The organism is Marinimicrobium alkaliphilum (assembly GCF_003259155.1).
GTDB classification, from domain to species: Bacteria; Pseudomonadota; Gammaproteobacteria; order Pseudomonadales; family Cellvibrionaceae; genus Marinimicrobium_A; species Marinimicrobium_A alkaliphilum.
In genome coordinates, this window is sequence record NZ_QGMQ01000006.1 from 246,872 (window position 1) to 268,035 (window position 21,164).

The window sequence follows — 21,164 nt, forward strand, 5'->3', positions numbered from 1 at the left end:
TTTGTAAATAAGATCGACAGGGTATTGCGGCTTTCGGGTGTGCCAGGTTGTCCCCCCCTCCTTTTAATCTTCGCTTTCCTTGAACGCTTCGCTGTCCAGCCCGTGACGCTTCATGACCTTGTACAGGTCTGAGCGATTGCGCCCGGATACCAGTGGCGAACTCGACGACGAAGATGATCTTCTGGAATTGAACGCCGGCTACTTTTTCAATCCTCATTTCGGCCTTGAAGCCAGTGCCACCTGGTTTGGTGAGTACGGCGGCTCCCTCGCCTCTGCGGGTGTCTACGGTTATGGACTGGCGGCGGTCCGGCCCCGCCCTCCTGGGCGGGGCCTCTTTTTGCTCGCCGAGCCCTGTTTTGACTCCCGTTTCGACGATTTTCCCCGGTAATAGTGGATTGCCGGGCCAACCCTCGGTAGAATTCGCTCTTTTTCCTCGGCGCCACACCCGGCCGCCGGGGTTGTTCATTCTGCCCACCAAAGGGGGTTGATCAGGCATGACTCAGGCCAAAGTTGCTGTGATCATGGGTTCCAAAAGCGATTGGGATACCATGAAAGGTGCCACCGAAGTTCTCGAGCAGCTGGGCGTTGCCTGGCATACCGAAGTGGTGTCTGCCCACCGCACGCCCAACAAGCTGGTCGCCTTCGCCGAGGGCGCTGCCGACGCCGGTTACCAGGTGATTATCGGCGGTGCCGGCGGTGCCGCCCACCTGCCGGGCATGGTTGCTGCCCATACGCGCCTGCCGGTCCTGGGTGTGCCGGTACAGAGCAAGGCCCTCAACGGTATGGATAGCCTACTCTCCATCGTCCAGATGCCCAAAGGCGTGGCCGTGGGTACGCTCGCTATCGGTACCGCCGGCGCTTTCAACGCCGGCCTGCTGGCAGCGCAAATTGTCGGCCTGCAAGACCCGAGCGTGGCCAAGCGCGTGGAAGCCTTCCGTCAGCGTCAGACCGACGCCGTACTCGACAACCCCGACCCGAGTGCCGAGTGAGAGGATTGCTGAGATGAGTCGACTCTGGGTTCTGGGCGCCGGACAACTGGGCGCCATGCTGAAAACCGCCGGCCGGCCGCTGGCGCTGGACGTGGTACCGGTGGACATCGACACCATTGATGCCCTGCACCTGCACGAGGGCGACGTGGTCACGGCCGAGCGCGAGCAATGGCCGGAAACCCTCGCGACCCGCCAGCTCGCCAGTCACGACCGGTTTATCAACCGCGACGTATTTGGCACCCTGGCGGATCGCAAAACCCAGAAGGCCCTGATCGACAGCCTCAGTCTGGCCACGGCGCCCTGGCAAACGGTCACCACGGACACCCGGGCTGACGCTCTGCACACCGCACTGGGTGAACGAGTCCTGCTCAAGCGCCGCACCGGCGGCTACGACGGTCGAGGCCAGCATTGGCTCAAAGCCGCCGAGCCGGGCGAGATCCCCGAGGGCTGGCACGACCAGGCCATCGCCGAGCAGGCGATCAATTTTGACGAGGAAGTGTCGTTGGTAGGCGCGCGCGACAGCCGCGGCAACTGCGTCTTTTACCCGTTGACCCTGAACCTGCATGTCAACGGTATCCTGATGGCCTCCCTGGCCCCCCTGCAACGCCTGCAACACCTGCAGGAGCAGGCCGAATCCATGCTCGGCACCCTGCTCAATGAACTCGACTATGTGGGTGTGATGGCCATGGAGTGCTTCCGGGTGGGCGACCAGCTGATGATCAACGAGCTGGCCCCCCGCGTCCACAACAGCGGCCACTGGACCCAGGCCGGGGCGCATATGAGCCAGTTTGAGGCACACCTGCGGGCCATTGCCGACCTGCCCCTGGCACCGCCCATGACCAAAGGCATCACCGCCATGGTCAACCTGGTGGGCACCGAACGCAACAACCAGTGGTTGACGGTACCGCCAGCGGAGCTGCACTGGTACGGCAAAAGCGTGCGTCCCGGGCGCAAGGTGGGGCATATCAACATCAACGACAGTCGCCCGGCGGTGGTGCGCAGCGCCCTGATGGCACTGGCCCCCGAATTACCGGAAAACTATAAAGCGGTCCTCGACTGGCTCGCCGAGCACCTGCGCGACTAGACCGCCTGGGGCCAGCGGGGCGGGTCTACCGGTCGGTCCGGATCTTCCGGCTGACGGCGGGCCTGCAGCCACGACAGAATCGCGGCTTGCAGAACCTTGCCCCCGCCTGGAATGCCCTGGTTGCCAAACAGACGATTGAACTCCAGCAGATAGGGGTAATCGCCCACCAGCGCGATATCAAAACCGGCGTGATCTACCCCCAAGGCTTTGGCCACCTGCAGTGCAAGCGCCGTGACCGCCTCGGGCACCGGACTGTAGTCCACCCGCCCGCCGCGGGCGACATTGTTGTGAAAGCCCTGCTCCGACTGGCAGCGCCAGTAAGCACTCACCACCTGGTCACCGACGATCACCACCCGCACATCCCGGTCGATGGGCAGGTATTCCTGCACGTAAACGGTGTCGGTGCGCGCCAGGTAGGCGTGCCACTGGGCGCGATCCTCGATCAACCAGACGCCCTCTCCCTGACTGCTTTTGGGCAGTTTGGCCACAAACGGATAGACCATCTGGGCCCAGGCATCCTCGGCAGTCTCAGGGGTGTTGGCGCAGATCACGGTGTGCGGGGTATGCGCAGGCGCCACCAACTGGAAGGCGCGGGTCATTTCGATTTTATTATGACCGATCCGATAGCTGGCTTCGCTCGGGAACACCCGGCAACCCAGACCGTACACCAGCGCGTTGAGCTGCCAATACTCCGGGAACAAAACCCAATCGGCCGCCGTCAGCTCCGCCTTGTGACGGAAAACCTGATCGGATTTGAGGGTGAGGGTATCGGGAAACCCGAGGGTGCGGAACACATCGAAGGAAACCAGGCGCATGAAGGCGGCACTCAAAATAAACCGCGCGGATTATTTGGGTAATCCGCTATTTTGGCAAGCGTTTTTTTATGGGCGTCCGCGTTAAAAAAACCGGTCAATCTCAGGGATGGTGCCGCTGCTCGGATCAGGTGCCTCAGTGTCGGATTACGCCCTTTGGGCTAATCCGACCTACGCGCTACACCCTGCCAATGCTCAAGTAAGTCGGATTAGCCCGAAGGGCGTAATCCGACAAGGTGATGTCGAGTTTCAACGAACACGCCGATCGGGTTGGGTGCCACACTGGCGGATTACGGCTTCGCCTAATCCGACCTACTCGGGCCCCTGGGCACCTTCAGGACTGTCCCAGAAGGCACTCCAGACCCGATCGCCGTAGAGAAAGAACACGGTATCATCGTGCATCCGGCTGCGGGCTTCATAGCCGTAGCCACTGCCCCAGCTGACGCTGCCACTACTCTTCTCGGCAATCATGGCGCCCGCCTGACGCATGCTCGCGCCCTCCCCGACAAAATCGTTGATTTCGAACAGGTAGAGCCCCGAATGCTGCCAGGACCAGTTTTGTGCAACGTCAATAGGCAGGGTAAAGCGCAGCTGGTCGTCCGAGACCTGCAGCATATTGAAACCGCGCAGGTCATACAATGCCGGACTGGTTGAGCCGCTACTGCCGATCACAAAGGTATCAACCACGCCTGGCTCAAAGACAGCGTCTGGATCCTCACTCTCACCCAGCGCACTGATGTCGTAGAGCTCCACTTTGACCCCGGCAGGCCAGCCCCACATTTCCTGCATTTCCACATCTTGCCCGATACCCAGCAGGTAATTTTCACCGATCGGGTGCAAGTAGGTAGAAAACCCCGGCACCTCCAGCTCACCGGCGATACGCGGGTCCTCGGGATTGGACAAGTCAAGCACATAGAGCGGATCGATCTGCTCGAAGGTCACCAGAAACCCTCGGTCGCCGGTAAAGCGCACGGCGAAAATATCTTCCCGCGGCTTACCTATCCGGGCCGGCCTGTCGTCATTAGGCAACTGCGATACTACCTGCAGGCGATTGCTGTCGGTCTGCTCGCGCAGCACGTAGAGGCGGTGGATCATGTCCCAGCCGCCGCCACCGGGTGATACGGTCGCATCGTCGCCATTGCCGTTACCGTTATCCGGGCGCACCGCATCGTCATCGCTGTCGTCTGTGGCGCCACCGCTGTTCGGGAACACCGATTCACTGGTCACCACCCGCAGGTCGCCCTGGTATTCGTTCATCCGGAACGATAGCGCGCGCCAGCCCAAAGCGCCGCGCACATCACCGGTGCCCCGGTACTCAATATCACCTTCATCGAGAGTAAACTTGTGAATCAGGGTGCGCGGCGGCTCGCTTTGCGCGTAAACACTCGCCCCCAGATACAGACTGGTGGCGGAGGCATGGAAACCGTCGACCCGGGTGTTCAGGCAAGCGGAGGACACCAGCTCCCGGGTATTCAGGTCAATCGCCGCGATGGTTACCAGGTGCGCAAAACCGTCGTTAGGGTCACGCTCCTCAGGCAGATAGCAGCGCTCGCTGGTGACCAGGGGCTGCCAGTCGCCGCCGTCAGTGCGGTAGCGCGGCAAAAGTGATTGCACCGGCGTGTCGGCGATCAACTGTTCATTGGCGCGGAGCTCGTCCGACGTCTGGGGATAGTAGATCAAGCCGTCGACATAAGGCGTATAGCGGGTCACCAAATAAAGAATGTTATCGACCCGGCGGCTCTGCTCCAGGGCACCATCCAGTTCCAGGCGCCAGTCGGTGTGTGGCTGGGTCGGTTCAGTCACGTCAATAGCCCGCACTTGCACAGATCCGACACTGCCGCTTTCGTAGGGCATGACCGCAGGCTCAATCATCATGGCATCGGTCATCCCCCCACCAGACATGGGGTGATAGCCATAGCGGTGACCTAAGGTGATCACATCGCGAGTGACCCCGGCCTCGGCGTGCAAATACAGGTCGCGCAAATGATGATCGTCGGCAAAGTCGTAACGCGCCACTTCCTGGGTCGCGGCACCGGCCGGATCGGTGGCAAGAATGCGGATGCCCTGCCCCTCGAACAACGAGTCCTCCTGACCCATCACCCGCCAGGGTGTCGGGCGACTGGCAATAAACAGGTGCTCGCCGTCATACTTGATCCGGTCGGCCTCATCCACACCCTCGACATGAACATTGGTGGTGGAGAAATTACCCGAGCGACTTCCGCCCCCGGCGTCGTCAAAATCCCCTTCCGCCACCGGCGCTTGCTCCGAACCATTGCCATTGCCGTTGGCGGGCCCATTCCCGTTACCATGGCCGTCAGCGGGAATCCGGATTTGCAGGCGCATGCCGTTTTTCAGATACTGGCCAAATTGATCTTCGGCTTCGCTCAGATGCAACGCCGCCGCACGGCTGTCGCCCGAACGCAAATTACTGTAATCCGGGTCGGTATCACCACCGCTGCCGCTGCTGCCGCCGCAGGCCGCCAGCACCAGGCTGATCGCACTGAGCGCTATCCATTGCTGTTTCATCGTTATTATCCTCGCTAATGTTGGACTGGGAACACCCTGTCATTCAACCCTAGCACAAGCGGCAGGGTCCTTCTGTGGCGAACTTGAGAAAAACTGTAAATTTCTGTAGCCCCCGCCACGCGGGCTTTTCACAAGTTTATAACAAATACTCACAGCCTCGACCTTTGCTCTGTGGCACACTTTGTTCACAGATGATTAAAAACCCGACATACGATCGGGACGGGGAAGCGCACACATGAGATTTTTCGCAGCACTGGCACTGGGCATTACGGCCCTGGGGGCCTCAACTGTCAGCCTTGGCTGCAGTGAGTCTCGCCCGGACTGTGTCGCCGTGGGCGAATGGCAGGTGGAGCTGGCAGTGGGCGCGGGCCTACGCACCAACCCTCTGGTCGACAAAAGCGACATACCGCTGGTACTGATTCCCCAGGTGACCTACTACGGCGAGCGCTTCTTTATTGACTACCTGGACCTCGGCGTCACACTGGTCGAGCAACCCCGCTGGATGCTCAACGCACTGGTCACCCCCGGCAGCGACGGCCTCTATTTCTTCCGCCGCAACAGCTTTGTACTCGATGGTGGTCTGCGCACCACGGCAGGCAGTCCGGTCAATGGCGCGGCGGGCGACGGCACCAACGGCCTGCACAGCCCGAATTTCAGCCCACCCGCGGTGGGTGATTCCTCAGAGTTTGGCGACGGATGGCAAGAAGATAATCGCGCGCCCAGCCCCGAATCACCCGATCCGGCACCCGTTAGCGAAAGCCCCCAACCGTCTTCACCGGAAACCCGCAAGCGCCGTATCGCCGGCATGGCAGGACTTGAGGCCTCAGCCCAGCTTGGCGGCACGGATTGGCAACTCCAGGTGCTTCAGGAGTTTACCGGCCTGCACGATGGCCAGGAAGTTCGACTGGCCGTCGGCTCAGGTACCCGAGTGGGCGAGCACCGGTTCAATGCCTCGATCGGTATGAGCTGGAAGAGCAGTGAACTTCTGGATTACTATTACGGTGTTACCGAGCGCGAAAGCCACGACGGCCTGCCCAGCTACCAGGCGCGAAGTGGCACCAGCCAATTTATACGCCTGGGCTGGACCCGCCCGGTAAGCCCGCGCTGGCGCTGGCTGATGAGCGCGCAATACGAGCACTTGAGTGACGCGATCACCGACAGCCCGCTGGTGGACAACAATAGCGTGATACAGGTTTTTGCCGGAGGCGTTTACCATTTCTGACCCGCCCCACACGACACGTTGGTGGCTAACTATCGGGCACCCGCTCAGGTGCTGCCAAGGGGTTTTACTGGCGGGCCTGGGGCTGAGTTTGTCACTCGCCGTATCGGCTCAGGATGCGGTGCTTTCGCTCGTCCCTCAAATTTGTGTCCTGGCGGCTGAGGAGTCCCGTTGCCGGGACAGTATCAAGCTGGTCTGGGAGGCGCCTGCAGCCCAGGATCTGTGCCTGTACGTGAATGACCGGGACGATCCCCTGACCTGCTGGCACGCCCAAACCCGGGGCGAGCATCATTATCAAGCCGATACCGAAGAGAGTCTGCACTTTCATTTGCGCCCGGAATCCGGCGCTGCGCCCAAGGCCAGTGCACTGTTTGCTGTGGTCCGGGAAACCAGCCAATACCGGCAACGACGCCGCAACCCGTGGAGCTTTTTCTAGCCATGTATCACATACTGCTTGTGGAGGACGACCACCGCCTGGCGACCCTGGTGAAAAACTACCTGGAGAGCAATGGCTTTACCGTTACCCTGGAAGACAACGGCGCGCGTGTCGGCGCCCGGGTGCGCGATCGCAACCCGGATCTGATCGTGCTCGATATTATGCTGCCCGGCAAAGACGGCCTGACCCTGTGTCGGGAGCTGCGCGACAGCTTTGCCGGGCCGATCCTGATACTGACAGCCCGCAATGAGGATGCCGACCAGGTGCTGGGGCTGGAGTTTGGTGCTGATGACTACGTGATCAAACCCGCCGAACCCCGTATTCTTCTGGCCCGCATTCGGGCATTGCTGCGCCGCAGCAGCCGGAGCACGCCGAGCGAGCCTCGCCACCTGGCCTTTGGTGCTTTAGCGCTGGACGAAGGGTCGCGCAGCGCGACCCTCGAGGGCGAGCCTATCGTGCTCTCGAGTCACGAGTTTGACCTACTTTGGTTGCTCGCCGAAAACGCGGGTACCGTGGTGAACCGGGACTTTCTGTTTCAGGGGCTCTACGGGCGCCCCTATGACGGCATGGACCGCAGTGTCGATGTACGCATCTCCCAACTGCGCAAGAAGCTCGGAGACAGTCCCGATCAACCCCAGCGCATCAAAACCATCTGGGGCCGGGGCTATCTCTTTGTCAGCGATGCCTGGGGAGCCGAGCAGCCGTGAAGCGAGCCTTCGCGTCGCTCTACCTGTTGCTGGTACTGACCCTTCTGGTCTTCGGCTGGGGCTTTGACCGTCTCTGGGAGCACTACCAGCCGGATCCACCCGGACTGCGTATCATTGCCCAAGGCGCACATACTCTCGCCCAACAGGGTGACCTGGCGGAAGTGCGACAGTGGCTCACGCCACTCGAGCGCAGCGGCGGCCTGCATGCGCAACTGCTGCCGACCGAGCAACTCACCGGTGAACGTCTTCTGACGCGCCTGGAAACGGGCCAACCGGTGACCCTGAGCGACGCCGAAGGCCGGGAGGCCCTGTACCAACAGCTGGGCCCCCTACCCTACGTTCTGGTACTTACGGAGCAACACCCACCCTCGACCCTGGGCTGGCTGCGCCCCGCGTTGATTACCGTTTTTTACGCCAGCATCGCGCTGGTCATTTTTCTTTGGCTCTGGCCGCTGACGCGGGACTTGAGTCAACTTGAGCAGCACGCTCAGACACTGGGCGTCGCCGGCCGTTACGAGCCCGTTGCCCTGCCCAAACACGCCACCGCCTACCGGTTGGGCGTGGCTTTCAACCGCATGACCGAGCGCGTGCGCCAACTGATTGCGACCCAGCGGGAAATGACCCACGGGGTCTCCCATGAATTGCGCACCCCCTTGGCGCGCATGAAGTTTGCTTTGGCCATGGCCGAAGACGCCGAGACAGGCGCGCGGGATGAGCAACTGCAGAACCTGAAAGCCGACGTTGACGAAATGGATACCCTGGTGTCGCAACTCCTGACCTACGCCCGGTTGGAAGACGCCGCCCCGAACCTGCAACAGACCCCTGGCGATCTCCACAGCCTGATCCAGGAGGTAAGCCAGCGCCTGCTCGACGACACGCATAAACGCGTCCAGGTTTACCAGGACACGCCCGAAAGCACCTATATTTGTGACTGGCCGCTCATGGAGCGCGTTCTGGTCAACCTGATCCAGAATGCGCTGCACTACTGCAACACCCAGGTCGACGTACGCCTGTCCACAACGCCTGAAGCCTACCGCGTCTGCGTCGACGACGATGGGCCGGGCGTCGCCCTGGCTGAGCGCGAACGTATTTTTGACTCCTTTACCCGGCTGCGCGACGCCCCCGAGCACCATGCGGCCGGTTTTGGCCTGGGCCTGGCGATTGTACGCCGGGTGATGGAGTGGCACGGCGGCCAGGTGGCTGTCACCGATTCGCCCCTGGGCGGTGCCCGCTTCCAAATCCTTTGGCCCCGCACACCCTCCTCCGCTTAGGTTATTACTGCTGTTTTCGGTTTCCCATACTTGATGCCAGTACAAACCGGGTGCGGGTACTCATGTCCAGGACCGTCTGCCGCCCGGACGGCGGCAGTCGAGCCCCCAGGGATGGGTTCACGGCGTGTCCTGGACATGAGTACCCGCACCCGGTTTGTACGCCACGGAAGCGTTGAGACCGAAAACAGCAGTAATAACCAGCCCCCTGCTAATAACAAAGTTTTATGGTAAAAGTGACAATAACTATAGACAGGGCGTAAAAGTCATGTACACTATAACTCTGGTTGAAAAGGTCTCTCTCCAACCATACAAGGATGTTTGCTTACTAAATATCGCTGCCCGCGATACCGGAAAGGGATGTGGCACCCTGCATCCCTTTCCGGTTCTTTTTTTCTCCTCCCACCTCATTGTTTCAAAGCCAAACAACATCGCGATCTGACCAAGTCCGATTGATGCACGCAATCATCTATTGCGGTAACATGCCTCTCGATCACAATAATATTGAGAGGAGAGACCACCATGTCGAATGCCTTTGTGCGCGCCAGCCTGGCCACGCTCATGACCGCGGCTCTAACCGTGAGCGCCTTCGCCCACGCCGAGCGCGGACACCCCTCGACCCGGGACGACTGGGCCAAGGCCAGTGAAATCGTTCAGGCCATTCAGCCCCCCCGAATCCGCAACCAGGACTACGTGATCACCGACTTTGGCGCCCGCAGTGGACACCGTCGGGACGCCCGCCCCGCTATTCTGGAAGCCATCGACAAGGCCTATTCCGAAGGTGGTGGCCGGGTGGTGATTCCGTCCGGCAACTGGCTAAGCGAAGGGCCAATCCACCTCAAGAGCGGAATCAACCTGCACGTGGCTGAAGGTGCACACCTGTTGTTCAGCCCCGAACCTTCGGACTACCTGCCGGCGGTACTGACCCGCTGGGAAGGCACCGAGATGTACGGCTACTCGCCCCTGATCTACGCCTTTGAGGTAGAGGATGTGGCGATTACCGGCAAGGGCACTATCGACGGCAATAAAGATAGCGTCTTCCACACCTGGAAGCCTTACGAGCCGGACGACCTGGTACGCATCCGCACCATGGGCATTGAGGGCGTGCCGCGCGAAGAGCGCCAGTTCCACGAGGGTCACTTCCTGCGTCCGCCGCTGATTCAGTTCTTCAAGGCCAAGCGGGTGTTGCTGGAGGACTACCACGCAACCCACTCCCCCTTCTGGATCAACCACCTGGTGTACACCGATCAGGCCATCGTGCGCCGGGTGAGTGTGGAGAGTCACTTCGCCAACAACGACGGCCTGGATATTGATTCGAGCACTTACGTATTGGTGGAGGACAACCACTTCGACACCGGTGACGATGCCTTTGTGGTCAAAGCCGGACGCGACTTTGACGGTCGCCAGGTCGCGCGCCCGAGCGAGAACATCGTCATTCGCAACAATGTCATGGGCGGCGAAGACGGGATTGCCCTGGGCAGTGAAATGGCCGGCGGGATTCGCAACGTGTTTGTGGAAAACAACCGCTACACCCATGGCGATGCGGCCTTTCGCTTCAAGTCCAACCTGGATCGCGGCGGGGTGGTCGAACATATCCGGGTGCGCAACATGCACATCGAGAGCACCGACCTGTTGTTCTGGTTTGAGCTGACCTATGCGGCCGGCTCCATGGGGGGCAACTTCCCGTCGATTTACCGGGATATTGTGTTTGAAGACATTACCGTGGAAAACGCCGGCGAAGTCTTCCGCGCCAACGCCCCCAAAGGCTACCCGCTCAAAGACGTGACCCTGCGCAACATCCGCATCGAAAACGCCGATGAGCTGTTTATCATCGACAATGTCGACAACCTGACGTTCGACAATGTGATCATCAACGGGCAGCGTGTGGATGGCAACCTGAGCTGGCAGTAAATAAAAAAGGCGGTACCCACAAAGGGTACCGCCCAAGCTCAGTCAGAGCATTGCTCTGCGTCGGACCTCTGAATTGTTTACGCTTCTTCTTCCCCCTCATCGAGGTCGTCAGTGATGTCGTGCTCGGAGTCTTCGCCTGCAACCACCTCAACATTGGCGGTACCTGCAAAGGTCAGTTCGTCCGCTTCTGCCGGGTCGTCGTTGATGGCGTCGCAGGTGTAGCTCACGGTATAGGTGCCTTCCGTCAGGAAACCGACTTCGTAGCTGTAATCATCGGCGCTGACCAGCGCGGTGATCAGCGGATCGGTTTCTTCGTCGCGCACATCCATCGGCTCCACGTCGGCGCCACTGTAGACATAAACCGCACCAGCGTTGGTGCCGGCGTTGTCACACAGACCGGCAACCACCTGATCATCGATGACGCCTGAGATACTGCCCACTTCCAGGTTGTTCACCAGACGCAGTGCCGGGCGCAACATGTAGCCTGGGCCTGCTACGGGACCACCCGGGGCACCGGGAGCGACAACCGCTTTGCGCAGATCAAAGTCGATGGTGAAGTCAGCCGTGCCGCCCGCCGCAACAGTCATGCCGCTGACCAGCTTCAGGCCGGTTTGTTCGCCGCTGGGAATCCACAGCTCATGTTCAGTCCCGTCATCCAGCGTGATATAGCTATCGCGCACACCGCGCTCAACGTTGACGTCGAGACGGATCCACTCGTAATCGCCGGCCAGCACTTCTTCGTTGTCCAGGAGCCCTTCGGAGGCATTACCCTGCAGCTGGAGCAAGTCGATTTCACGCGCCTCGTCGAACACAAAATCGACGCGCTCGCCGTTGCTGTGCTGCAGGGTGACGCCGGAAAAGCTGACAACCACGGCGGTTGCACTGTCAACCGGCGCGTCGGTTACTGACAACGACAGGGTTCCGGTGTTGCCGTCGTCATTGGAAGAAGAAGACCCGCCGCAGGCGGAAAGACCCAGTACGGCAAGAGCCACCAAGCTTGTCTGTGCGAAATTTTTAATCGTCATGAAATCACCTTCATTGGGAGTGTATTTGCTGCCTGATACGTTCTTTTGGCCTCAGGCCGACCGTCCGCCGACCCATATTTGACACAATACGCCCAAAAAATCCCCTTTGCAAGTTTTTGGGATATTTGCCCCAACCCAAAAAGGCGTTATAATCCTCCCATGAATGAAAAAACCCAACAGGCGCTGGTCCGAGCGCTCTATAAGCTCTTACGCCCCATGGTGCGACTGTTACTGCGCCATGGCGTCAGCTATCGCCTGTTTGCGGACATCGCACGGCGCGCCTACATCGATGTGGCCCAGGAAGAGTTCACCCTACCCGGGCGCAAGCAGACCCACTCGCGGGTCGCGGTGCTCACCGGAATCAACCGCAAGGACATCGCCCGGATCCAGGAGCAGCCCCACCCCCTTGAGGGCGATGTCAGCGCCCGCCCGGCGCCCGCCAGCCGCATCATCGACGCCTGGCTCAATGACCGGCGCTATATCAGCACCCAGGGGCACCCCAAGCCCCTGATGATCGAAGGTGGCGAAGACAGTTTTACCCAGCTGGTGAGAGATCACGGCAGCGATGTCCCCGTGCGAGCCATGCTTGATGAATTGGTGCGCATCGGCGTCGCGGAGCGCCAAGGCGACAAAATAAAACTCGCGACCGAAGGTTATATCCCGTTTGCCGACACGCATGAGAAGATCCGAATCATGGGCACCGCGGCGAGCGACCTGATCAACACCCTGGATCACAACCTGGGCGAAACAGAATCAGAGCCCTTTATCCAGCGCACCGTGGCTTACGACGACATTCCTCTGGAGCTGCTTGACGAGATTCGCCAGCGCAGTCGCGCCGAAGGTGAAGCCTTTATTCTCCAGGTCAACCAGTGGTTGTACAAAGCGGACCGGACAACAAACGACACCGTACAAGGCAGCGGTAAAGCCCGCGCCGGTATCGGCATCTACTATTTCGAGTACCCCCGCACCGACGACGGGGAACGGGAGAGCTCATGAAACGCCTGATTTTGCCCCTGACTCTGGGGCTTTCACTGATAGCGATTGGTGGCTGCGATGGCGGTGATGGATTTGCCGGCATTGAAGGTACCGGCGCACCCGTCGCAGCCAGTGGTACGGTCACCGGTTTTGGCAGTATCTACGTCAACGGACTGCGCTTTGACACCCACGATGCCGACTTCATCGTCGAAGGCGTATCGGGCGGGCACGAAGACGATCTGGCGCCCGGGATGCAAGTATCCCTGCGCATCGATCCCGACGCCCCTGCCGGCGCCCCCAGCGCGCTTGAGGTTCGCTACCTGCCCTGGCTGCGCGGTCCTGTGTCTGAGGTATCGGGCCAGCCCGAAGCGCTTACGCTGACAGTGTTTGGTCAAACCCTGACCCTGCCCGCAGACGCCGCCTTCAGCGGCGTCACTCCGGAGTCACTGCGTGCCAGTGACTGGGTCGAGATAAGTGCTTTGCCGGGCGATCCGGCCTTGGTCACCCGTATCAGTGCGGCGGCGCCAGAAGCGGCAGAATGGCTGAGCGGCTCGGTCAGCTCAGTCGACCCCGTCCTGCAACGTTTGACAATCGGCGACCAGGCCGTGGACTACAGTCCCGCTCAACTCGACGGCGATGCCCAGGCGCTGTCGGCAGGTACACCGGTGCGCATACGCGGTCAAAGCGATGGCGACAGCTTCGTCGCAGACTGGGTGCTGATCGGTGATCAATCACTGAACGCACAAGCGGGCGAACAGGTGCTGGTTGAAGGCCAGGCGACCGACGTTGACCAAGGGCCGCGCCCGGACTTCACGCTCAACGGGCGCCGGGTGAGCACGGCCAATGCCGAGGTGGACGGCGGGAACCTCAACATGTTGCGGGCCTCGGTGATGCGCGTTGTCGTGTCCGGGACACTGGCTGACGATGGCACGCTCGACGCGGACAACATCCGTATTATTCGTCCCGGTAACCAGGTCATCACCGGTGAGATAGACAGCATTGATCCACAGGCTCAGCAATTGCGCGTGATGGGCCGTACCGTTCGGGTCAATGACTTTACCAGCTTCGAAGACAGCGGTCCGCAAGCCAACCGCCAACTGCGCCTGGCCGATCTGAACCCGGGCGAGCGGGTGATTGTGTTTGCCACCAACAACGGCCAAAGCGAACTGGTAGCAACCCGCATTCGCCGCCTGAGCGTTCAAGACAACCGCCCCAACAGTGTTCAGGGGCCGATCACGCGCCTTGAGGACCCGCTGGTTTATCTGGAGGAGCTGATTGTCGATGTCGGCGCGATTGACCCGGACCTGCGCCAATCATTGACACTTCAATCGGTTGTCGCAGTCACCGGCGAGCGCCCGGACGGTGAGGTATTGATTGCCCAGGAACTGCGGGTCGTCGACAGAGCCGACAACCCGCAGAATTATCATTTCTGAACACCGGTCAGGGCAACGCCCGGTAGACCAGGTTACTGAACCGAACACGTCCCTCGCCACTGGCATAGATGGCCGGCTTCAGGCTGTGGAAACCGTGACCGACATTGTGATTGTAGCCAGAGACATCCAGCTGGCGGTCGTACTTGATCCAGCTTTCTCCACCATCGAAACTGTAGTGCATCGACATAATATGGCGATTATTGGTGACGCGTATACGCACCCGATTGCCGCCGGGGTTCGCTCTCTTTCCCTCGTACCGGTCCTGGCCATGGCGGTGCAGATGAAGGTTCTCTGAGCTGATGCCGAGGCCGGCGTAGAGTCTGTCGTTGTAGAACAAAAGCACACCGCCCTGAGCACCTTCATCAAAATCGATATCAACGTCAACCTGGTAAGCCTGATCGCCGGCAACAAATGTCAAAGGCGACGTGTTACTGGGTGAATCACCCTTGGCCTCCAGACTCAGAACGCCCTGATCGTGATCGTAGCTGACCCGCTCGTTCTCGTCGCGACCGCCCCGGAAAAAGCTCCACTGAATCCCGAACTTGTTCGTGGTGAAATCATCGGACAGCGCCATGCCGTGGGGCACGATGTCACCGCCAGCAGGCTTGGGAATCGGCTTGCTCAGATCATAGTCCTGACGCACCAGCCAGTCGTCGTCGGTCCACTCGACGGGCGACATGATGGTCTGCCTCCCCAGGGTGTGGAAGCCGTTTTCGTAGCCGTGGTACATCATGTACCAATCGCCCTCGGTGGGGCCTTCAATCAGCGTGGCATGACCGACCGACCACCATTTTTCCAGCGCAGATTCCGTTCGGGCGATAGGATTGTGCGGCGAAGGCTCCCAGGGACCATGAATGGATTTAGAGCGCGAGTGCACCACCATGTGCCCGGTGGGCGGCCCCGCCGTGCCGCCGATGGCGAGAATCATGTGGTAGTAATCCCCACGCTTCATCAGCTTGGGGCCTTCCTCACAGTAACACTCAACGTCCCAGTCATCGGGATAGCGCCACGGGTTGAAGGTGTGGTTGGTCACCTCCAGAATTTCCAGCCCGTCATCGGACAGGAGCGCCCGGTCACCGTGCGACAGAAACAGGTAACGATTGCCATCTTCACCGACAATGTGGCCCGGGTCGATACGGTCGTTGCCCAACGCGATAGGGTCCGACCAGGGACCTTCTATGTCATCGGCGTAAACCACGTACACATTGTTGTTGCCCGGATACTTGGCGGGTATGTAAAGATAGTAACGGCCGTTATGCAGGGTCAGTTCCGGCGCCCAGATACTGCCGATATACTCGGTCAGGGCAGGCCCCACAGGCTGCCAGTTCACCAGATCCCTCGAGTGCCAGATGGTCAATGCCGGGTAGGACTCAAAGGTCGAATAGGTCATGTAATAATCGTCCCCGTCCTTGATGATGGTGGGGTCGGGACGATCGCCAGACAGAATAGGATTCAGGTAGGTACCATCGCCCTGATCCGCTTGGCGTTGACCCTCGTGCGTGGTCTCCCACGTTTGGCAGTGACGCACAAAAGAAATACCCAAGTGAGGCGAACACGCATATCCGGCTTCGGTAAAATGCGTTTGGTCAGGCTGCGTTCCCGTAGGTGCATTGCATCCGCCCAGCAACAACACCCCACCTGTAAGGCCCAGCGTCTTTATCAGTTTCAACATGCTTTCTCTCCTTCCCATCGGGGCTACGCCCTCGTTCTCGTTAACATTATTCAACACACCGATCTGCTCCACATATAAGGAGCCGCCTCGTTTTGTCGCGCAACGCGGCGCTTAAGTATGCACCTGCTTTTGCAGTGCGGACGGCGCGTTAACCCAACTTTATCGTCCATCACAACAGTTCTTTACGCTCTCGAAATGCCAGCGCTGTCAATCAAATACTCACGCCCTTTTTAGACCAAAAACACCCAGACGGTATCGCTGCCTTAGATCAAATCAACCTACGAAGATTACAAAACTATACTTTGCAGGGACGGCGGCCCGTTATAGTCTATAAAAGAAATACGCAATCATGAAAAACGATATAACGCGGGTGCATAAGGCTTTAGGGCACGGGCGTTGTGCACACGGAAAACTTATTGTCATAAAAACAATATGACGCAGATTGCTGCGGCAAAGCGCCGCCAAGTTCGGTATGCGCCGAACAGCAAGCGGGGGACTTGCGCCCCCAACGCCGTCGCGGACTGCAAGTCCGCAACGGGCTTCCAGTGAGGCTTTCACTGTAGGTAACAACATAATCAAAGCAATAAAAGAGAGAGGACGTTTCACATGTTAAAACCATCTACATTCAACCGAAAAATTCTAGCCAGCAGTATTGGCGCCATCACCTTGGGGTGCGCTCTGGGTAGTCCTGCCGCACTGGCCCAGGGCGACATCCTCGAGGAGGTGATTGTCACCGGCAGTTTCCGGGACAGCCTCGCCAATGCACTGAATGTCAAACGCAATAACACCGCCGCTGTCGACAGCATCGTCGCCGACGATATCGCCTCCTTCCCCGACAACAACCTGGCCGAGGCCATGCAGCGTATCCCCGGCGTCAATATCGAGCGCGTCGGCGGTGAGGGCCGCCAGATCAGCGTTCGCGGTCTGAGCTCCGACTTCACCCGCGTCCGGGTCAACGGCATGGAAACCATTTCCACGGGTGTAGGCAACACCGGCCGGAGTTTCGATTTCAACATTTTCGCCTCAGAGCTGTTCAACCGCATCGACGTGCGTAAAAGTCAGTCTGCGGAGATCGACGAAGGCTCCCTTGGCGCGACCGTTGACCTCTATACCGGCAAGCCTTTGGACTACGAGCCTTTCGTTTTTGTTACCAGTGTCCAGGCGGGCTACAACAGCCAGGCCGAGAGCGTCGACCCGCGCCTGACCGCGCTGGTCAGCGCCACCAATGACGAGGGCACTTTCGGCGGCGCCTTCTCTATCGCCTATTCCAAGCGCAACCTGGAGCAGTTCGGCCACAACTCCGGCCGCTGGGAAGCCAACAACAACCAAGGCAACAACCAATGGGCCAACGCCGACGACCTCCCCGAAGAGGTCAACAACGCGGTGCATCCGCGCTTCCCGCGTCAGGTGGATCGCGACTATGAAATTGAGCGCACAGGTCTGACCGGCTCGCTGCAGTGGGCCCCCACCGACCGCACCATGGTGACCCTTGACGCGCTCTACGCGAAAATCGATACCACCTATAATGAGCTGACCCTGACACCTATTTCACTGGCCCGTACCGGCGCCACCGGCCGTATCGAAACCACCGTACTCGACTATGAGTACGATCCAAGCAATAACGGCCTGGTCTACGCTGACCTGTCTGGCGTTGATGTGCGCTCCGAATACATGCAGCAGTTGTGGAACACCGAATTCCATCAGGTCTCTGTCGCGCTCGAGCACGAGTTTACCGACACCTTCCGGATGAACGCATTGGTGGGCACCTCGGAATCGGACTTCCAGCGTCCGCAGGAAACCACCGCCATTTTTGAAAACTTCAACGCCGACATGAGCTATGACTATCGCAACAGCATGAGTCAGCCTCAGATTGAGTACGGTTTTGATCCTGCTGATCCGAACGTCTGGTGGGTATCGGAACTGCGCGACCGTCCGGCAAGTACGAAAAACACCTTTGACAACTTCCGCATCGGTGTAGAGTACGACCTGTTCCTGGGTGAGGTGGACTTGACCTTGAAGTCCGGTGTCTCCTGGAAAGAGTTCTACTTCCAGAACTTCCAGGCACAGCGTGACCGTGCCACCATTGATCAGGGCGACCACGAAAACCTGTCCACCAACTTCCCTGAAGGTTGCGACATCACCCTGAGCGATCTGGAAGTGACCGCCGATATGGGCAGCGTATTCCAGCCCAGCGGTGGCCTGCCGGCCTACTTCCTGCCCAACCGGCAGGCAGTGACCGATCAGTTTGGTCTCTATACAGACGATACCTGTTTCCCCGTCGCCATCAACCAGGGCGCCGATCGGGATGTGACCGAGGAGAGCCTGGGTTTCTTCTTCCAGGTGGACTTCGCCACGCATGTCGGTACCATGCCGCTGCGCGGTGATGTGGGCGTGCGCCAGGTCGAAACCGACCAGACGTCATCCGGCCTGCTGAGCGGTGATCGTATTGTGGTCAACCGCGATTACTCGGATACCCTTCCGGCCCTGAACTTGGTGCTCGAAGCCACCGATGATGTTCTGCTCCGCGCGTCTTGGTCAGAGGTTCTATCACGTCCGAGCCTTGGACAGTTGACCCCGGGCGGCAGTGTCGACGTCTTCAACCGCGGCCTGACCGCCGGCAACCCGGCCATCGATCCCTTCCGGGCCACCGCCACCGACCTCTCGGTGGAATGGTACTTCGCGCCCGAGTCGATGCTGTCCCTGGCCTACTTCCACAAGGACATCGAGTCTTTCCCGCAAACCCTGACCGACGAAGTGCCCTGGAGCACCCTGCGCAACCTGGGTTATCCGGACAGCCTGCTCGACGCCGGCCCGGCCACTACCGAAGATCAGTTCACCTACCGGCGCTCGGTCAACGGTGAAGGCGGGAACCTTGATGGCTGGGAACTCCAGTATCAACAACCCTTGTTCTTCGGCCCCGAGTGGCTGCAGGACTTCGGTATCCGCGCCAACTACACCTACATCGAGTCAGAGGTTGACGGCGGTGTTGATGCCGATGGCACCCGGATTCTGCGCCCACTCACGGGCCAGTCGAAGGTCAGCTGGAACACCACCCTCTGGTATGAAAACGCCGGTTTCAGTGGCCGTGTATCCTGGAGCCATCGCGACGGTTACATTCGCGGCTTCACTTCCACGGCAGGTCCGGGTGCCGACACCACCGACAGCGTCCGCGTTGTAGATGCTGCCTTCAGCTACGAGCTGAACGACAATATCCGTCTGAAGTTCGACGCGCTCAACCTGACCAACGAGCCTGAAACCATGCTGCAAAGTGACTACAACTTTGTCGACACCATGGTGAAATCCGGTCGTCAGTACTACCTGGGCGTTCAATACACCTACTAACTCTTAAACCCCTCTCCCCACAGAGAGTAAGAGTCTTCCGGGGACGCACCGCAAGGTGCCTCCCCGGCTTTTTTATACCCCCTGATTTTCCGGAGTGACTCACGTGCGCAAACTGTCTTGCAACAACGTCAGACATGATCGTCGCGGGTTTATCCGCACGACGCTTCTCGGTACCAGCGCCCTGGCCTTGTCCGGCGCTCGTACTGCCTACGCCAACAACCGGGAGGCCTACCCGGTGATAACCACCCGCAGCGGTCGACTGGTCGGCACGACCGATCACGGAATCAATGTTTTCAAAGGCATTCCTTATGGCGCAGATACCGGCGCTTATCGCTTTATGGCCCCGCGTCGGGAACAGCCCTGGAGCCACACGCGCGACGCCCTTGAGTTCGGCCCAGCGGCGCCACAGGGCTCAAGCCGCCTGGAAGGCACCAGCGAGGATTGTCTGTCTCTCAACATCTGGACACCGGGCGTGCGCGATCAGGGCGCGCGTCCGATACTGGTTTATATTCACGGCGGTGGCTATAACAACGGCTCGGGTGCCGACCCGCAGTACGACGGGGTCAACCTGTGTCTGCGAGACGACGTCGTTGTGATTACCGTCAACCACCGGCTCAATGCCTTTGGTTATCTGTACCTGGCCGATCTGGGCGGCCCCGCGTTTGCCCACTCGGGTAACGCCGGACAGCTGGATCTGATTCAGGCGCTCGAATGGGTCAAAGAACACGCCGGCGAGTTTGGCGGCGACCCGAACAATGTCACCCTGTTTGGCCAATCCGGGGGCGGCGCAAAGATCATTACCCTGATGGCCATGCCCGCCGCGCAGGGGCTGTTTCACCGCGCGTTCACCATGAGTGGCCAGCAGGTCACGGCCGCCGGCCCGAGAGCGGCAACACAGCGCGCAGAAATCTTTGTCGAGCACCTCGGCATCAAAGCGCGCGATCTCGATTCACTCAGAACCCTGCCCGCCGAGCGGATACTCGAGGGCACATCGGCGCGGGACCCTTCGCGCATTGAGGACAACCGCCTCTACTTTGGCCCGGTGCTGGACTTTACCGACCTGCACCGCCATCCCTTTTACCCGGATGCACCGGAACAGTCCCGCCACATTCCTCTGGTCATCGGCAATACCCGGGATGAAACCCGGGCGTTTCTCGGCGGCGACCCCGCGAATTTTGAACTGACCTGGGCCGAGCTGCCCGACAAAATCCGGACGCAACAATATGTCGACATCAAACCGGAAGTAGTGATTGCAGAGTATCGCCGCCTCTACCCCGACTACACGCCCTCGGAAGTATTCTTCGCGGCGACGACGGCTGGGCGCTCCTGGCGCGGCGCGGTGATTCAGGCGGAGGAGCGGGCGCGTCAGGGGGCTCCTGCTTTTGTCTACCAGCTCGATTGGGGCTCGCCGAGAGAGGGCGGTCGCTATCGCGCTCACCACTCCCTGGATATCCCCCTGGTATTCGACACCATCCTTCAACCCGGTTCGCCCACCGGCACCGGCGCCGCAGCGCAACAGGTCGCCGACCAGATGAGCGAGGCGCTACTCGCCTTTGCGCGCACCGGTAACCCGTCCCACAGCGGGATTCCCACGTGGCAACCTTACAGCCTGGAAAACCGGGAAACCCTGGTGATCGATACCCAATCCCGGCTGGTCAATGACCCCCGAGGCGGCGAACGCAAACTCTACGCCAAAGCACCGTTTATTCAACGGGGCACTTTCTGACAAGATATAACGACAAATCAATAAAGTAAGCGAGAAACG

General features: G+C 59.9%; 16 protein-coding genes. 12 read left to right on the forward strand and 4 right to left on the reverse strand.

The annotated features are described in order from the left end of the window. Positions 1-112: 112 nt before the first annotated feature. The 3 genes from DKW72_RS11640 (at position 113) to purK (ending at position 2,073) form a co-directional block, all read left to right on the forward strand. The gene (locus DKW72_RS11640; protein ID WP_157960474.1) at positions 113-388 is read left to right on the forward strand and encodes a hypothetical protein; all 276 of its coding nucleotides are present in this window, start codon (positions 113-115) and stop codon (positions 386-388) included. Between the two features lie 106 nt (positions 389-494). Continuing rightward, positions 495-989, forward strand: coding sequence for a 5-(carboxyamino)imidazole ribonucleotide mutase (gene purE / locus DKW72_RS11645; RefSeq protein WP_198411328.1), 495 nt, complete (start codon positions 495-497; stop codon positions 987-989). Positions 990-1,002: 13 nt separating this feature from the next. Then, positions 1,003-2,073, forward strand: coding sequence for a 5-(carboxyamino)imidazole ribonucleotide synthase (gene purK / locus DKW72_RS11650; RefSeq protein ID WP_111642534.1), 1,071 nt, complete (start codon positions 1,003-1,005; stop codon positions 2,071-2,073). On the opposite strand, the gene DKW72_RS11655 is transcribed toward purK, so the two are convergent. Further along, complete coding sequence (locus DKW72_RS11655) at positions 2,070-2,888, reverse strand: ATP-grasp domain-containing protein (protein ID WP_111642633.1); 819 nt, start codon at positions 2,886-2,888, stop codon at positions 2,070-2,072. The genes purK and DKW72_RS11655 overlap by 4 nt on opposite strands. A 309-nt stretch (positions 2,889-3,197) precedes the next feature. Continuing rightward, positions 3,198-5,411 (reverse strand): beta-propeller domain-containing protein, encoded by a 2,214-nt coding sequence (locus tag DKW72_RS11660; RefSeq protein ID WP_111642535.1) that lies wholly within the window; start codon positions 5,409-5,411, stop codon positions 3,198-3,200. 235 nt (positions 5,412-5,646) lie between these two features. On the opposite strand from DKW72_RS11660, the gene DKW72_RS11665 reads away from it, so the two are divergent. The 5 genes from DKW72_RS11665 to DKW72_RS11685 all read left to right on the forward strand — a co-directional run bounded on the left by DKW72_RS11665 (position 5,647) and on the right by DKW72_RS11685 (position 10,952). Next, on the forward strand, positions 5,647-6,633 hold the full coding sequence (locus DKW72_RS11665; protein ID WP_111642536.1) for a MipA/OmpV family protein: 987 nt from the start codon (positions 5,647-5,649) through the stop codon (positions 6,631-6,633). Positions 6,634-6,721: 88 nt separating this feature from the next. Further along, positions 6,722-7,066, forward strand: a complete 345-nt coding sequence (locus DKW72_RS11670) for a DUF3019 domain-containing protein (RefSeq protein WP_157960475.1) — start codon at positions 6,722-6,724, stop codon at positions 7,064-7,066. A gap of 2 nt (positions 7,067-7,068) precedes the next feature. Continuing rightward, on the forward strand, positions 7,069-7,773 hold the full coding sequence (locus DKW72_RS11675; RefSeq protein ID WP_111642538.1) for a response regulator: 705 nt from the start codon (positions 7,069-7,071) through the stop codon (positions 7,771-7,773). After that, positions 7,770-9,044, forward strand: a complete 1,275-nt coding sequence (locus DKW72_RS11680; protein WP_111642539.1) for an ATP-binding protein — start codon at positions 7,770-7,772, stop codon at positions 9,042-9,044. The genes DKW72_RS11675 and DKW72_RS11680 overlap by 4 nt, the downstream gene beginning before the upstream one ends. 519 nt (positions 9,045-9,563) lie before the next feature. After that, positions 9,564-10,952, forward strand: coding sequence for a glycoside hydrolase family 28 protein (locus tag DKW72_RS11685; protein ID WP_111642540.1), 1,389 nt, complete (start codon positions 9,564-9,566; stop codon positions 10,950-10,952). A gap of 77 nt (positions 10,953-11,029) precedes the next feature. On the opposite strand, the gene DKW72_RS11690 is transcribed toward DKW72_RS11685, so the two are convergent. Further along, positions 11,030-11,977 (reverse strand): DUF4382 domain-containing protein, encoded by a 948-nt coding sequence (locus tag DKW72_RS11690; RefSeq protein WP_111642541.1) that lies wholly within the window; start codon positions 11,975-11,977, stop codon positions 11,030-11,032. Between the two features lie 159 nt (positions 11,978-12,136). On the opposite strand from DKW72_RS11690, the gene DKW72_RS11695 reads away from it, so the two are divergent. Together DKW72_RS11695 and DKW72_RS11700 are read left to right on the forward strand one after the other, a co-directional pair. Continuing rightward, the gene (locus tag DKW72_RS11695) at positions 12,137-12,973 is read left to right on the forward strand and encodes a DUF6502 family protein (protein ID WP_111642542.1); all 837 of its coding nucleotides are present in this window, start codon (positions 12,137-12,139) and stop codon (positions 12,971-12,973) included. Further along, complete coding sequence (locus tag DKW72_RS11700; RefSeq protein ID WP_111642543.1) at positions 12,970-14,385, forward strand: DUF5666 domain-containing protein; 1,416 nt, start codon at positions 12,970-12,972, stop codon at positions 14,383-14,385. The genes DKW72_RS11695 and DKW72_RS11700 overlap by 4 nt, the downstream gene beginning before the upstream one ends. A 7-nt stretch (positions 14,386-14,392) precedes the next feature. Here the strand turns inward: DKW72_RS11700 and DKW72_RS11705 are convergent, their stop codons facing one another. Next, positions 14,393-16,057, reverse strand: coding sequence for a family 43 glycosylhydrolase (locus DKW72_RS11705; protein WP_111642544.1), 1,665 nt, complete (start codon positions 16,055-16,057; stop codon positions 14,393-14,395). Between the two features lie 606 nt (positions 16,058-16,663). Here DKW72_RS11705 and DKW72_RS11710 point away from each other — a divergent pair. Further along, on the forward strand, positions 16,664-19,399 hold the full coding sequence (locus tag DKW72_RS11710) for a TonB-dependent receptor (protein WP_111642545.1): 2,736 nt from the start codon (positions 16,664-16,666) through the stop codon (positions 19,397-19,399). Positions 19,400-19,502: 103 nt separating this feature from the next. Continuing rightward, a complete protein-coding gene (locus tag DKW72_RS11715) occupies positions 19,503-21,125 on the forward strand; it encodes a carboxylesterase/lipase family protein (RefSeq protein ID WP_232522391.1) in 1,623 nt (540 codons plus the stop codon). Positions 21,126-21,164: the final 39 nt, after the last annotated feature.